This window comes from Desulfomarina profundi, assembly GCF_019703855.1.
GTDB classification, from domain to species: domain Bacteria; phylum Desulfobacterota; class Desulfobulbia; order Desulfobulbales; family Desulfocapsaceae; genus Desulfomarina; species Desulfomarina profundi.
This window is the reverse complement of record NZ_AP024086.1, coordinates 543,042-555,516: the sequence shown is the minus strand read 5'-3', so window position 1 is coordinate 555,516 and position 12,475 is coordinate 543,042. Positions and strand designations below refer to the sequence as shown.

The following is a 12,475-nucleotide window of genomic DNA, read 5'->3' as shown; positions in this document are numbered from 1 at the left end:
AAGCAGAAAAAGGAAAAACCTTCAGTCAACCGAATGAAAAGAACATCCTCCTCATTAAAAAAAAGCCGGTGCTCCCCGGGATTGTATACATCCAGAATCTCCTAAACTTCCATTACCTCTTTCTCCTTGGAGACGGTAATTTCATCTATTTTTTTAATAAAACTGTCCGTTTCAGCCTGGGCCTGATCCTGAAGTTTGAACAGATCATCTTCTGAAATTTCCTTGTCTTTTTTCTGCTTCTTCAAGGCATCAATAGCCTCCCGTCGAATATTGCGAATGGCAACCTTGAACTCTTCAGCAATTTTTTTAACTGATTTAACAAGTTCTTTCCGACGCTCTTCAGTCAGTTGAGGAATATTCAGGCGTATAATCTTGCCGTCATTTGCCGGGGTCAGACCGATATCTGATTTTAAAATGGCTTTTTCAATGGCAGGAAGCATCTGAGGATCCCAAGGCTGAATAACAATAAGCCTGCTCTCGGGAATTGTCAGTGTGCAAACCTGGTTGAGAGGCATGCCACTGCCATACGCATCCACAGAGATATCATCAAGAATGGAGAGAGAAGCCCTCCCTGTACGAACCTTTGAAAGCTCTTTCTTAAATGATTCTACACTTTTGCCCATCTTATCCGACATTTTCGAAATGACTTCACTCATAATCTCATCCCCTCTTCTGCATCATTAACTAGTGTCTGTCCACATTTCTGAACAGACACTAACTACCCTGCACAGTAACTGTTGACTGTTATCCAGAATCCATAATACCTCTATAATGTTTTCCAGGATAATATGTTGAAAAACCTTATCCTTCCTCACCCCGCTCACTGATCAAGGTTCCGACCTGTTTGCCAATTGCAGCTTTTTTGATATTTCCTGACTCACCCATGTCCAGAACCATGATCGGCAATCCATCCTCTCTGGCCAGGGCAATTCCCGCAGCATCCATAACCCGCAAACCTTTGCGAAGCACTTCATCGTAGGACAGTGTTTCAAATTTCAGGGCATCACTATATTTCACCGGATCCTTATCGTAGACTCCATCTACTTTGGTGGCTTTTATAACAATTTCCGCATCAATTTCGAGTGCTCTCAAAACGGCAGCAGAATCAGTTGTGAAATAGGGGTTCCCTGTGCCGGCAGCGAATATTACAACCCGCCCTTTTTCCAAATGCCTGGTGGCCCTTCGACGTATATACGGTTCAGATACAGATTGCATGGGTATTGCAGACATCACCCTCGTTATAATCCCGTTTCTTTCCAGAGCATCCTGCATAGCCAGGCTGTTCATGACTGTCGCCAGCATTCCCATGTTATCGGCAGTAGTTCGATCCATACCCTTGCTTGCTCCGGCAACACCCCTGAAAATATTGCCAGCGCCGATTACAATACCCAGCTCCACGCCCAACTCAATCACTTCTTTTACTTCTGAAGCAACAAATTCAAGGACCTTGGGGCTTATACCGTATGATTCTTCGCCCATCAGGGCTTCACCGCTTAACTTCAACAACATCCTTCTGTATTTTATCGTCATTGTCCTTGCTCTTTCAGATGGGATGGAATGGTAATAATTTTTGACTGCAATCCTGCAACTGCTGCATCAGGGGGTTCCTGTCGGTATATCATCCGACAGGAACATCAATTGCAATAGAAATTAATCAGTGGAACCAACCTGAAATCTGGCAAATCGTTTGATGGATATATTCTCACCCATCTTTCCAACCAGTTCATTGAGCAGATCCTGCACAGTCAGGTCCGGGTTCTTGACATATTTCTGCTCCAGCAGACAGATTTCTGACAAGAATTTCTCGATTTTTCCTGTAACCATCTTTTCGACTATTGCCTCAGGTTTCCCTGAATCCAGGGCTTGCTGGACATAAATATCTTTTTCTCTGGCCACGATCTCGGCAGGGACTTCTTCCCTGGTGATGGCAACCGGATTTACAGCGGCAATATGCATTGCGATATCCCGGGCAAAGGCACGAAAATCATCATTTTTTGCAACAAAATCAGTCTCACACCCAAGCTCAACCATAACACCAAGATTTCCACCGGCATGAATATACGTTTCAATAACACCTTCGCTTGTAGCTCTGCCTGCACGTTTTGCAGCAACAGCCAGACCCTTCTGTCGCAGAAGGTCTACTGCTTTTTCCATATCACCATCTGTATCGGACAATGCCTTCTTGCAGTCCATCATCCCTGCAGCAGTCTTATCCCTCAGTTCTTTTACCATTTTGCTGGTAATTTTCATGGCAAATCTCCTTAACTCAATATGTTATACCTTAATAAACCTGCCCTTTCCAAATCAGTTCGGCAGATATCTTCAGAGGTAACCTCACAGGAATATTGTCCCGGGAAGTCGACATTTATACATACCCCAATCCTGCAATCGACAATCTTGCCAAAGAGACGAACCATCGTAGTGCAGGATTCAGGACATAGTAAAAAGGGGCCGTCAAATGACTGCCCCTTTTCTTAGTTTCTTACATTTAACGAACAACCACTTGCTGTCTCTTACAGCAACCCAGCTGAAACCAACTCCGCAAGGCCGGAAACAATTGCAGAAAAACTATTCCGCACTTTCAATCGGCGCTTCAGCCATTTCACTTCCTGCATCACCCATGGCGGCTGCTACAGCTTCTTCTGAGGCATCCTCTCCGTCCTTCATGGCTTGGCCGGCCAGAACGGCTTCGGCGATATGATGACTTATCAGACGAATAGATCGTATGGCATCATCATTGCCGGGAATAATGAAATCCACATTATCAGGATCACAATTTGTATCAGTTATGGCGACTACCGGAATGTTCAGTTTCTTTGCCTCATTGATTGCAATCGACTCTTTTTTGGGATCGACAACAAAAATAACTGACGGCAGACTTCTCATATTTTTAATTCCGCCAACATTTCGTTCAAGTTTAACCCGTTCCTTTTCCATAAGAAGAATTTCTTTTTTGGGAAACCGGTTGATTGAACCATCTTCCTGCATGGATTCAATGGATTTAAGCCGATCAATTGAATTTTTTATTGTCTGAAAATTGGTCAACATTCCGCCAAGCCAGCGGTGATCGACATAGAACATACCACAGCGCTTTGCTTCTTCGTTGATAATAGCCTGAGCCTGTCTCTTAGTCCCTACAAACAGAACCGTGCCACCTTTTTTGACTTCATTGGTAATGAAATCACACGCCTTGTCAAACAACTTTTTGGTCAGATCCAGGTTGACGATATAAATTCCATTTCTGGGACCATAAATAAAGGGTTTCATTTTCGGATTCCATCGTCTTGTCTGATGTCCAAAATGAAGTCCTGCCTGAAGCATTTCTCTAACAGTTACGTTTGCCATGTTTTTCTCCGTTTCTGGTTTTTCCTCCATCTTCTCAAATCGCGGAAAAAGGATTGTCTTTTCTCCGGCAACACCAGGTTGAATTGAAGATGTGTGTATTATTGCAGGTTCGGATCTTGATTAACCCGACTTGCGTGAAAATAACACTGCTTTTTACCATGAGTTCACTAATTATGCAATGGGATGATGATGCTCATCGTAAAACTTTCGATTCCCCTGTCAGGACAAGTTTTAACCATTCAAACCCGAATTTCATCAATTCAGCATCGTCGGTGGCAATATTTTTTTTCCAGGTTCTGTCAATTCTGAATTGTCCGAGGAGTTTGTGTCTCTCTGTGAACTCTCTGAAAGCATCTATATTATAACAGACCATAAAAGACAGCTGCTGCTTTTCTCCACCAACGCCTTCACCTTTCCATGGATTCTTCATGAACAATGTATCAAGCTCAACCCAGATCTCATTCATACTGTTATACCCAAGCAGCCGCTGATTACGAATCCAGCTTTGCACAGTATGTTTTCGTTTTTCGCGGTGTCCCAGACAATAAGGATGATCAGTCAGAAAATAGAACTCATTTGCCTTTTTTTGCACGATACTTCGATCTACAGCTCTTTCCAGCGGATAAGTTCGACATGCAGAAGGACGCATATCATATACGGTGCACCCATTTTCACATAGGAAGGGACAGGATTTTTCTTCATTATCTTTCAACTTCAATTTCACCGTCGGAAAATACGGGTTTTCTCCCCGAACCAGAAAGGTATATTCCCGCATGAAATCCCCAGAGTCCATCCCCAGACATTTTTTCAACATGAGCACATCATATGGATAGAGAATCATATCCACATCTTTACAGCAGACTGTAAAACACTCAACGCCCGGATGACAGTCAAATGAAAAATCACCATCACCAATCGGAGACATTCCGTCGGGAAAACTCTTTTTTTCACCAGTCATAAGGTATCCCAGATAAATATCCTTGCCCGTCAACTCATGGAGCCAATCGACTCATAACTTATGAGGTAAAATGCGGGTTAATGCCTTGCACTAAAGTTCTGTCGTAAAAAACAAGAAACCAGGGAATGTGTTTTGAAATTAAAAAAAAAGCTGGATAGGAATAATTTCCTATCCAGCCTGAAAGTTCTTGAGAATATCTTAATCAACTCTCATCTTCTACCGGATCAAGAATTTCCTCGTACCCTACAAGTTCAATTATTGCCATGGCAGCACAATCACCTTTTCGTGTACCTGTCTGCAAGATTCGAGTATAACCTCCCTTCCGGTCAGCAAACTGTTCCTGAATATCAGTAAAGAGTTTTTCAACAACATCTTTTCTGCGAATATAGCTCAGTGCCTGTCTCCGGGCATGAAGATCACCTCTTTTGGCAAGAGTAATCATCTTCTCCGCAATCGGTCGCAGTTCTTTTGCCTTTTCTTTCGTTGTAACAATTCTTTCATGCTCAAAAAGGGAAGTAACCATGTTCCTGAACATCGCTTCTCTATGTGAACTGGTCCTTCCCAGTTTTCTTGCAGATTTTCCGTGTCTCATCTCTTAATCCTCGGTAACAGCACTAAATCAAAGTAATGTGGAAGTAAAATTATTCCGGTTAACCAATATCACCTGTCATATTTGCTGGTCATCGGTTTCTTTAACATCAGGTGGAGTCCAGTTTTCAAACTTCATGCCGAGGGTAAGATCCATTTCGGCGAGCAGGGCTTTTATCTCATTCAGGGACTTTCGACCAAAATTCTTGGTTTTTAACATCTCCTGATCGGTCTTCTGAGCGAGATCTCCAATAAAATGAATATCAGCATTTTTCAGACAGTTAGCCGAACGCACAGACAACTCAAGATCTTCTACCGGTTTATCCAGATAAGGATTATCAGGTTCGACCTCTCTGCTGGTATCCTCAGTAACCTCGGGCTCAGCTTCTTCCTCATCAAAATTGATGAAAATAGTCATCTGCTCTTTCAAGATCTTTGCAGCATATGCAAGAGCGCTTTCGGGCCTGAGACTCCCGTCGGTTTCAATTTCAATAGTCAACTTGTCATAATCAGTTTGTTGACCAACTCTGGCCTGGGAGGTTACATACTGTATTTTCTTGATGGGGGTAAAAATTGCATCCACAGGGATCTGGCCAATAGCAAGTTTTTCTTTATCCTGCTGCTCTGCAGGTTGATATCCCTTGCCCCATTCTACTGTCAGTTCAGCTCTGAAAGTAACGTCCCCGGTAAGAGTACAGATCACCTGTTCGGGATTCATCACCTCAACCAGCTCATTACCATCAATATCTGCAGCTGTAACTTTTCCAGGTCCGGTTTTGTCAATAATGACCCTCTGGGAATCGCCGGAGAGCAGTTTGATCCTGATTGTTTTGAGATTCAGGATAATTTCACTGACATCTTCCATTATATCCTTCATGGAAGTGAATTCGTGAAGAGCCCCCTCAATCTTTACCGTGGTAATTGCTGCTCCCTGAATTGAAGAGAGAAGGATTCGCCGCAGCGAATTCCCGATAGTAGTCGCAAATCCCCTTTCAAGGGGCTGACAGACAAACTTTCCATACGTATCCGTATGTTTGTCCCTGTCAACCTCAAGCTTCTCTGGTTTAATAAGCTCGTGCCAGTTACGGTAAAATGGTGTTTTTTCGTCGGCAGCTTGAGTCATAAATTACCTTCTCTACTTTTCTTCTTTACTTTAGAAAGTATCCACCCCTAAACATACAGGAGGCGTTCATTAAGCACAAAAATAAGTCTCTGAAAGGAGACATTATTTTCAGAATCTATTTTATTTTACTTGGAGTACAATTCAACAATGAGCTGTTCCTGAATCGGCATAGTGATCTCTTCGCGATTCGGCATGGCTTTAATTGTAGCTTTGAAATTGTCCTTATCAAGCTCAATCCAGCTTGGGATACCCCGCCTGGCAACAGCCTCCAGATTTTCATTGATTGCACTGTTCGCCCGGCTTTTTTCCTTTAACGTAATAATATCATTAACCGAAACAAGGAACGAAGGAATATCTACCTTTCTGCCATTGACAAGAATATGCTTGTGGCGTACGAGCTGCCGAGCCTGATTCCTTGAAGCGGCGAATCCCAGCCGAAATACGGTATTATCAAGTCGCCGTTCAAGCATAACCAGCAGATTTTCACCAGTAACACCCTTCTGCCTGTCTGCCTTCTGAAAATTCAGTTTGAACTGACCTTCCAGCATACCATACATGGCCTTGACTTTCTGTTTTTCACGCAACTGGACAGCATAGTTGGAGAGTTTTTTAAATCTTGCCTGCCCATGCTGCCCAGGCCCGAAGGCCCTTCTTTCATATGAGCATTTATCTGAGTAACAACGGTCACCCTTGAGATATAGTTTTAATCCTTCTCTCCTGCATCGACGACATGCAGCACCAATATTTCTAGCCAACGTAGGCCTCCATTCAATATATTATTTTTCTTTTCAGTGAAAATTACGAAACAATCAGACCCGACGGCGTTTGGGCGGTTTGCATCCGTTGTGAGGTATCGGTGTAACATCATATATTCGACTCACCTCAAACCCTGTGTTAATCAGTGCTCTTAAGGCAGCTTCTCTCCCGGGTCCAGGCCCTTTAACCTTTACCTCGACTTTTCTCATTCCAAAATCAGCAGCTTTTTTAGCTGCATCAGCCAAAGCATTCTGGGCAGCAAATGGTGTACTTTTCCTGGAACCTTTAAACCCGAGAACTCCGGCACTGCACCAGGCGACAACATTTCCCTGCTTATCGGAAATAGTCACAATCGTATTGTTAAAAGTTGAATAGATAAAAACTATACCTTCCGGTACATTCTTTTTTACCCTTCTTTTTTTTGCAACGGCCATAATATTATACCTGTTTAATTATCTGCTATTTCCGACGCCCAGCTCCTCTTCGAGGTCCTTTTCTGGTACGTGCATTTGTCTTTGTGTTCTGTCCACGACAAGGCAGTCCCATACGATGACGCCGTCCCCGGTAACAACCGAGATCCGTCAGTCGTTTTATATCCATGGAAACTTCCCTGCGACGATCACCCTCAACAGTGTACTCAGATTCTATCACTTTCCTTATCCGGTTAATGTCATCACCGCCAAGATCGTCACTGTTCATCGTGTAGGGCAGATCCACCTTATCAAGAATTTTACGGGCGGATGTCAGGCCGATCCCGTGAATATAAGTAAGTGCCCGGTCAATATGTTTGTTTTTTGGAAGGTCAACTCCTGCTATACGTGCCAAGATCTATCTCCTTAAAGGAAGTAGGAAGTAAAAAGCGGTAACTCCACAATTAACCCTGCCTCTGTTTATGTTTCTTAATTTTACAGGATACGCGAACTACCCCATTTCGCTTAAATATTTTGCATTCACTACATATTTTTTTTACTGATGCGCGTACTTTCATGATAAGACTCTATTTTTTCTTTTTGGCGTTTTTTGCCCTAAACGTAACTCTTCCCCTGGTGAGATCGTAGGGAGAAAGTTCTATCGTAACTCTGTCACCAGGCAGGATTTTTATGAAATGCATCCTCATCTTGCCTGAAATATGTGCAAGCACCTTATGTCCATTGTCAAGTTCGACCCTGAACATTGCATTCGGTAACGGCTCAATAATAGTACCTTCTACTTCAATTGCTTCTTCTTTTGCCATGGATATCCCTGAGTATTCATAGTTTCAATTAAAAACGGAGCATTATACTATACCTCTCAAAAAAAGAGAAGGATTTTTTAAAATTTCTATCGTCTTTTCTGTCAACTGAGAATACGTGGTCCGTTTTCAGTCACTGCTACAGAATGCTCAAAGTGGGCTGAAGGCTTGTGATCTGCTGTGACGACTGTCCAACCGTCCTTCAGAACTTTTACCTTGCCAGTGCCAAGATTAACCATCGGCTCAATTGCCAGAACCATACCAATCCGTAACCTTTCCGTCCTTTCACCCTGGTAAAAATTGGGAATTTCGGGAGGCTCATGTAATGAACTACCGATTCCATGACCGACAAACTGTTTAACAACGGAAAAGCCGTGTCCCTCCACATGATTCTGAACAGCCTGGGATATGTCACTTATATGATTCCCCGCTACAACCTGTTCAATCCCCCTGTACAGAGATTCTTCAGTGACCTTCAGAAGAAAGGCAATTTCCGGCTTAACTTTTCCTACTGCAACAGTTAATGCGGAATCGCCGAAAAATCCTTTAAACTCAACCCCAAAATCTATGGATAGAATGTCACCTTTTTTTAATTTTCTCTTTCTGGAGGGTATGCCATGTACTACCTCTTCATTCACAGAAACACAGAGGCTGCCGGGAAATCCCCTGTATCCCTTAAATGCCGGTCTACCCTTTCGTCTTATGCAATACTCTTCAGCGATCCTGTCAAGCTCCCAGGTGGTAATGCCGGGCCTGACAACTTCCTTTAACAATGTTAAGGCACCGGAGACAATACTGTTTGCCTCGGCCATTATTTCTATTTCAGCAGGGTTTTTAACTATGACAGCCCCACGCCCTGAAGATGAAGCCACGACTTATCTGCGCCCTTTAATCCTTCCCTGTTTCATGAAGCCTTCGTAATTCCTCATGTGAAGGTGAGATTCAATCTGTGAGATTGTGTCAATACCAACCCCGACGACAATGAGCAGGGCAGTCCCACCAAAGTAAAACGGTATATTGAACTCCCGTATGAGCAGTGTCGGCAGAACGCAGACGGCACTGAGATATATAGCCCCAACGACAGTCAGCCTGGTCAGAACCTTATCGAGAAACTCCGCCGTTCTTTTCCCTGGTCGTATTCCGGGAATAAACCCTCCATTTTTCTTCAGATTATCTGCGACATCATCAGGTTTAAACTGAACAGCGGTGTAGAAAAAACAGAAAAAGACAATCATTCCGATATAGCAGATATAATAATAGATCGTACCTGGGGCCATGGCGGCTGAAACTCTCTGCACCCATTCAATTTTGATAAAGCTGCCTATAGTAGCAGGAAACATCATTATAGATGAGGCAAATATTGGAGGAATAACACCTGAAATGTTTATTTTGAGTGGCAGATGCGAACTTTGCCCACCATACACTCTTCTCCCGACTACGCGCTTTGCATACTGTATCGGAATACGTCGCTGAGCCGTTTCAAAAAAGACGATAACTGCTACAATTGCAAACATGAACAGAACCAGGAACGGAACGAAAAACAGTGCAATTTCACCAGCTTTAATAAGCTGAATGGAGTTGACAACGGCAGCTGGTCCTCGTGCGACAATACCTGCAAAAATGATCAGAGAAATACCGTTTCCAATCCCTCTCTCTGTCATCTGCTCACCGAGCCACATAATAAATGCGGTACCGGAGGTCAGTGTGAGCATGGTCATCAGTTTAAACTGCAGACCAGGCACAAGGACAATAGCCTGCCCGCCCGGTCCAGTCATACTCTCAAGGCCAACTGCTATAAATGTTCCCTGAACGACACTGAGAAAAACAGTACCATATCGGGTATATTGTGTAATTTTCCGGTTTCCGGCCTCTCCTTCCTTTTTCAATGCATCCAACTGAGGTATGACAACGGTCAACAGCTGAATAATAATAGAGGCGGAAATATACGGCATGATCCCAAGGGCAAACACTGAAAAGTTCTTCAATGCCCCGCCGGAGAACAAATTGAACATGCCAAATAACGTTCCGGCATTCTGATTGAAAAAGGCCTGAAGCGCTTCACCATTGATGCCGGGCGTCGGTATCTGAACACCCATTCTGTAAACAGCAAGCATAATAAGCGTAAAAAAGATTCGCCTACGCAGCTCCGGTATATTTGCAGCACTCTGCAATCCGCCCATTATAATGTCCTATCTACGTTCCTATACAATAATAACAATACTTGATGTCTCTGACGACAAGAAGCAACTATTTGCCATTCCGATCGGCATCAACAAGCTCAACACTTCCGCCTGCAGCTTCAATTTTTTCCTTGGCAGACGCACTGATCTTGTCAACTTTGACAGTCAGTGATTTTGTAACTTCTCCATTTGCGAGAACTTTAATAAGTGCACCCTTCTTGATCATCCCTGCATCCACTAACACCCTGGCGTTTATTTCCGTGCCGGTATCAAACGAATCCAGTTGATCAAGGGAAACAATTGTATATTCCTTGCGGAAAATATTATTAAAGCCTCTTTTGGGCAGGCGCCTCTGCAGAGGCATCTGACCACCTTCAAAGCCTGGTTTTATTCCTGATCCTGAACGCGATTTAAAACCCTTATGACCTCTTCCCGCTGTTTTACCATGACCTGTTCCAGGGCCTCTTCCGAGCCTTTTTCGATTTTTAGTCGATCCTTTTTGTGGAGAAAGGTTTGCCAGAGTTAACATGCTATATCTCCTCAATATGTACAAGATGACCAACCTTTTTGAGCATACCGCGTATCTCAGGTGTATCTTTTCTTGTCACTTTTTTATTCATTTTGGTGAGCCCAAGCCCAATTAAAGTGGCCCTTATTTTTCTGGTACTGCCGATGCCGCTTTTGACCTGATAAAAAGTTATTGTCTCGGCCATTTGACTACCTTTTTCTTCATATTTTAGACATGAACAACCTGCTCTGTAAAACAGGCGATCTATGCAGTAATTTCATCAACCGTCTTACCACGAAGTTCAGCTATATATTCTGCTGAACGCAACGATTGAAGACCGTTGATCGTAGCTTTAACCATATTATGCGGATTGTGAGATCCAAGACATTTTGTCAATACGTTTGACACACCTGCCGACTCCAAAACCGCCCTTACAGGACCACCGGCAATAAGACCGGTACCCTCGGATGCAGGTTTCAACAGTACTTTTCCTGCACCATACTTTCCAATAATCTGATGAGGAATTGAGGATTCAGTCAGGGAGACGGAAATCATAGATTTCCTCGCTTTTTCAACGCCTTTCCTTATAGCCTCGGGAACCTGGTTAGCTTTTCCAAGTCCGTAACCAACTTTTCCCTTTCCATCACCTACAACAACTATGGCACTAAAGCTGAATCGACGTCCACCTTTTACGACTTTAGCGACCCTGTTAATGAAAACAATTTTTTCTATCAGCTCCTCAGCGTTGTTACTTTTGGAACGTTTAAAATCAGACAAGGGGCACCCCCGTATTAAATAAAATCATTAAAAAATCAAACCACCTTCCCGAGCACCCTCGGAAAGTGATTTTACTCTACCGTGATATATTGATCCTCCACGGTCAAAAACCACCTTGGTAATTCCGGCGGATTTTGCGCGAGCACCTATCATTTCTCCAATCTTTTTTGCAGCAGCTACCTTTCCTTTTTCATCTTCTCCAAGGGAAAAGTCCTTATCAAGTGTAGACACGGATACAAGTGTATGCCCTGCTACATCATCGATTATCTGAGCATATATATGTTTGTTGCTCTTGAAGACTCTCAACCTGGGGCGTTCACTTGTACCGGTAATTTTCTTCCGGATACGCCTGACACGTTTTGCCCGTGCTGTAGTCTTTGTATTCGTCCTGGCCATTTTTTCTACCCATTAATAATATTTGAGTTTCAATAAGTACGATCAACAAGAATTAACTCGCGCCAGCTTTGCCAACCTTACGGACAATGTGTTCATCTTCGTAGCGGATACCTTTCCCTTTATAAGGTTCAGGTTTTCTGACCTGGCGGATTTTTGCGGCAACAAGACCAAGCAGTTCTTTGTCAATACATTCAAGCACAATCTTTGTGTTACCATCAACAGTGGCATTTACCTCTTTGGGCAATTCAAATTCAACTGGATTTGAATACCCTACATTGAGGGTCAGCTTTGAATTACTGACACTGGCCTTATATCCAACACCCTCAATAACAAGAACTCTTTTGAAACCATCGGCAACACCGATGATCATATTATTGATTAGACTTCTTGTAAGCCCTCTGAATGCGTTAACCTTTTTGGTTTCGACCCTGTTCCTGACAGAAATCACACCATCTTCCAGAACCACTTCCACTTCAGGAATGATTTCACGTTTCAACGTTCCTTTGTTTCCGGTCACGGAAATCAGCTGACCCTTCAGATCAACTTTCACCCCGGCAGGGACCGGAATTGGTTGCTTACCAATACGAGACATAATTACCTCCGTTTCCTGCGC

The 12,475-nt window shown here is 43.3% G+C and carries 19 protein-coding genes; all 19 read right to left on the bottom strand.

The window, feature by feature from the left end; translation table 11 throughout:
* Positions 1-101 precede the first annotated feature (101 nt).
* Positions 102-659 (bottom strand): ribosome recycling factor, encoded by a 558-nt coding sequence (gene frr, locus LO777_RS02500; RefSeq protein ID WP_407929112.1) that lies wholly within the window; start codon positions 657-659, stop codon positions 102-104.
* 142 nt (positions 660-801) lie between these two features.
* The gene (gene pyrH / locus LO777_RS02495; RefSeq protein WP_228855994.1) at positions 802-1,530 is read right to left on the bottom strand and encodes a UMP kinase; all 729 of its coding nucleotides are present in this window, start codon (positions 1,528-1,530) and stop codon (positions 802-804) included.
* A 120-nt stretch (positions 1,531-1,650) separates the two neighbouring features.
* On the bottom strand, positions 1,651-2,250 hold the full coding sequence (gene tsf, locus LO777_RS02490; RefSeq protein ID WP_228855993.1) for a translation elongation factor Ts: 600 nt from the start codon (positions 2,248-2,250) through the stop codon (positions 1,651-1,653).
* Between the two features lie 318 nt (positions 2,251-2,568).
* Entirely contained in the window at positions 2,569-3,345 is a 777-nt protein-coding gene (gene rpsB, locus LO777_RS02485) for a 30S ribosomal protein S2 (protein ID WP_228855992.1), read from the bottom strand.
* A 193-nt stretch (positions 3,346-3,538) separates the two neighbouring features.
* Entirely contained in the window at positions 3,539-4,303 is a 765-nt protein-coding gene (locus tag LO777_RS02480) for a YkgJ family cysteine cluster protein (protein ID WP_228855991.1), read from the bottom strand.
* A gap of 202 nt (positions 4,304-4,505) precedes the next feature.
* Positions 4,506-4,895: a 50S ribosomal protein L17 gene (gene rplQ, locus LO777_RS02475; RefSeq protein WP_228855990.1), complete on the bottom strand. Its 390-nt coding sequence runs from the start codon at positions 4,893-4,895 to the stop codon at positions 4,506-4,508.
* Positions 4,896-4,970: 75 nt separating this feature from the next.
* Entirely contained in the window at positions 4,971-6,014 is a 1,044-nt protein-coding gene (locus tag LO777_RS02470; protein ID WP_228855989.1) for a DNA-directed RNA polymerase subunit alpha, read from the bottom strand.
* 125 nt (positions 6,015-6,139) lie between these two features.
* The gene (gene rpsD, locus LO777_RS02465; RefSeq protein WP_228855988.1) at positions 6,140-6,769 is read right to left on the bottom strand and encodes a 30S ribosomal protein S4; all 630 of its coding nucleotides are present in this window, start codon (positions 6,767-6,769) and stop codon (positions 6,140-6,142) included.
* A 54-nt stretch (positions 6,770-6,823) separates the two neighbouring features.
* A complete protein-coding gene (rpsK, locus tag LO777_RS02460; RefSeq protein ID WP_228855987.1) occupies positions 6,824-7,204 on the bottom strand; it encodes a 30S ribosomal protein S11 in 381 nt (126 codons plus the stop codon).
* A 25-nt stretch (positions 7,205-7,229) separates the two neighbouring features.
* Positions 7,230-7,595 (bottom strand): 30S ribosomal protein S13, encoded by a 366-nt coding sequence (gene rpsM, locus LO777_RS02455; RefSeq protein ID WP_228855986.1) that lies wholly within the window; start codon positions 7,593-7,595, stop codon positions 7,230-7,232.
* A 49-nt stretch (positions 7,596-7,644) separates the two neighbouring features.
* Entirely contained in the window at positions 7,645-7,758 is a 114-nt protein-coding gene (rpmJ, locus tag LO777_RS02450; RefSeq protein WP_228855985.1) for a 50S ribosomal protein L36, read from the bottom strand.
* A gap of 9 nt (positions 7,759-7,767) precedes the next feature.
* Positions 7,768-8,004, bottom strand: a complete 237-nt coding sequence (gene infA, locus LO777_RS02445) for a translation initiation factor IF-1 (protein ID WP_035234762.1) — start codon at positions 8,002-8,004, stop codon at positions 7,768-7,770.
* 101 nt (positions 8,005-8,105) lie between these two features.
* A complete protein-coding gene (gene map, locus LO777_RS02440) occupies positions 8,106-8,873 on the bottom strand; it encodes a type I methionyl aminopeptidase (RefSeq protein ID WP_268907497.1) in 768 nt (255 codons plus the stop codon).
* A gap of 3 nt (positions 8,874-8,876) precedes the next feature.
* Positions 8,877-10,181 (bottom strand): preprotein translocase subunit SecY, encoded by a 1,305-nt coding sequence (gene secY, locus LO777_RS02435; RefSeq protein ID WP_228855984.1) that lies wholly within the window; start codon positions 10,179-10,181, stop codon positions 8,877-8,879.
* Positions 10,182-10,248: 67 nt separating this feature from the next.
* Positions 10,249-10,710 (bottom strand): 50S ribosomal protein L15, encoded by a 462-nt coding sequence (gene rplO / locus LO777_RS02430; RefSeq protein WP_228855983.1) that lies wholly within the window; start codon positions 10,708-10,710, stop codon positions 10,249-10,251.
* A gap of 1 nt (position 10,711) precedes the next feature.
* On the bottom strand, positions 10,712-10,894 hold the full coding sequence (gene rpmD, locus LO777_RS02425) for a 50S ribosomal protein L30 (RefSeq protein WP_228855982.1): 183 nt from the start codon (positions 10,892-10,894) through the stop codon (positions 10,712-10,714).
* 59 nt (positions 10,895-10,953) lie between these two features.
* Positions 10,954-11,466 (bottom strand): 30S ribosomal protein S5, encoded by a 513-nt coding sequence (gene rpsE, locus LO777_RS02420; protein ID WP_228855981.1) that lies wholly within the window; start codon positions 11,464-11,466, stop codon positions 10,954-10,956.
* Between the two features lie 27 nt (positions 11,467-11,493).
* Entirely contained in the window at positions 11,494-11,862 is a 369-nt protein-coding gene (rplR, locus tag LO777_RS02415) for a 50S ribosomal protein L18 (protein WP_228855980.1), read from the bottom strand.
* Between the two features lie 52 nt (positions 11,863-11,914).
* Entirely contained in the window at positions 11,915-12,454 is a 540-nt protein-coding gene (gene rplF / locus LO777_RS02410; protein WP_228855979.1) for a 50S ribosomal protein L6, read from the bottom strand.
* Positions 12,455-12,475: the final 21 nt, after the last annotated feature.

Bases quoted from the DNA above. Each gene is read 5' to 3' on its own strand.
- pyrH (WP_228855994.1), bottom strand. From the start codon at position 1,530: ATGACGATAAAATACAGAAGGATGTTGTTGAAGTTAAGCGGTGAAGCC.
- tsf (WP_228855993.1), bottom strand. From the start codon at position 2,250: ATGAAAATTACCAGCAAAATGGTAAAAGAACTGAGGGATAAGACTGCT.
- rpsB (WP_228855992.1), bottom strand. From the start codon at position 3,345: ATGGCAAACGTAACTGTTAGAGAAATGCTTCAGGCAGGACTTCATTTT.
- LO777_RS02480 (WP_228855991.1), bottom strand. From the start codon at position 4,303: ATGACTGGTGAAAAAAAGAGTTTTCCCGACGGAATGTCTCCGATTGGT.
- rplQ (WP_228855990.1), bottom strand. From the start codon at position 4,895: ATGAGACACGGAAAATCTGCAAGAAAACTGGGAAGGACCAGTTCACAT.
- LO777_RS02470 (WP_228855989.1), bottom strand. From the start codon at position 6,014: ATGACTCAAGCTGCCGACGAAAAAACACCATTTTACCGTAACTGGCAC.
- rpsK (WP_228855987.1), bottom strand. From the start codon at position 7,204: ATGGCCGTTGCAAAAAAAAGAAGGGTAAAAAAGAATGTACCGGAAGGT.
- rpmJ (WP_228855985.1), bottom strand. From the start codon at position 7,758: ATGAAAGTACGCGCATCAGTAAAAAAAATATGTAGTGAATGCAAAATA.
- infA (WP_035234762.1), bottom strand. From the start codon at position 8,004: ATGGCAAAAGAAGAAGCAATTGAAGTAGAAGGTACTATTATTGAGCCG.
- secY (WP_228855984.1), bottom strand. From the start codon at position 10,181: ATGGGCGGATTGCAGAGTGCTGCAAATATACCGGAGCTGCGTAGGCGA.
- rplO (WP_228855983.1), bottom strand. From the start codon at position 10,710: ATGTTAACTCTGGCAAACCTTTCTCCACAAAAAGGATCGACTAAAAAT.
- rpmD (WP_228855982.1), bottom strand. From the start codon at position 10,894: ATGGCCGAGACAATAACTTTTTATCAGGTCAAAAGCGGCATCGGCAGT.
- rplR (WP_228855980.1), bottom strand. From the start codon at position 11,862: ATGGCCAGGACGAATACAAAGACTACAGCACGGGCAAAACGTGTCAGG.
- rplF (WP_228855979.1), bottom strand. From the start codon at position 12,454: ATGTCTCGTATTGGTAAGCAACCAATTCCGGTCCCTGCCGGGGTGAAA.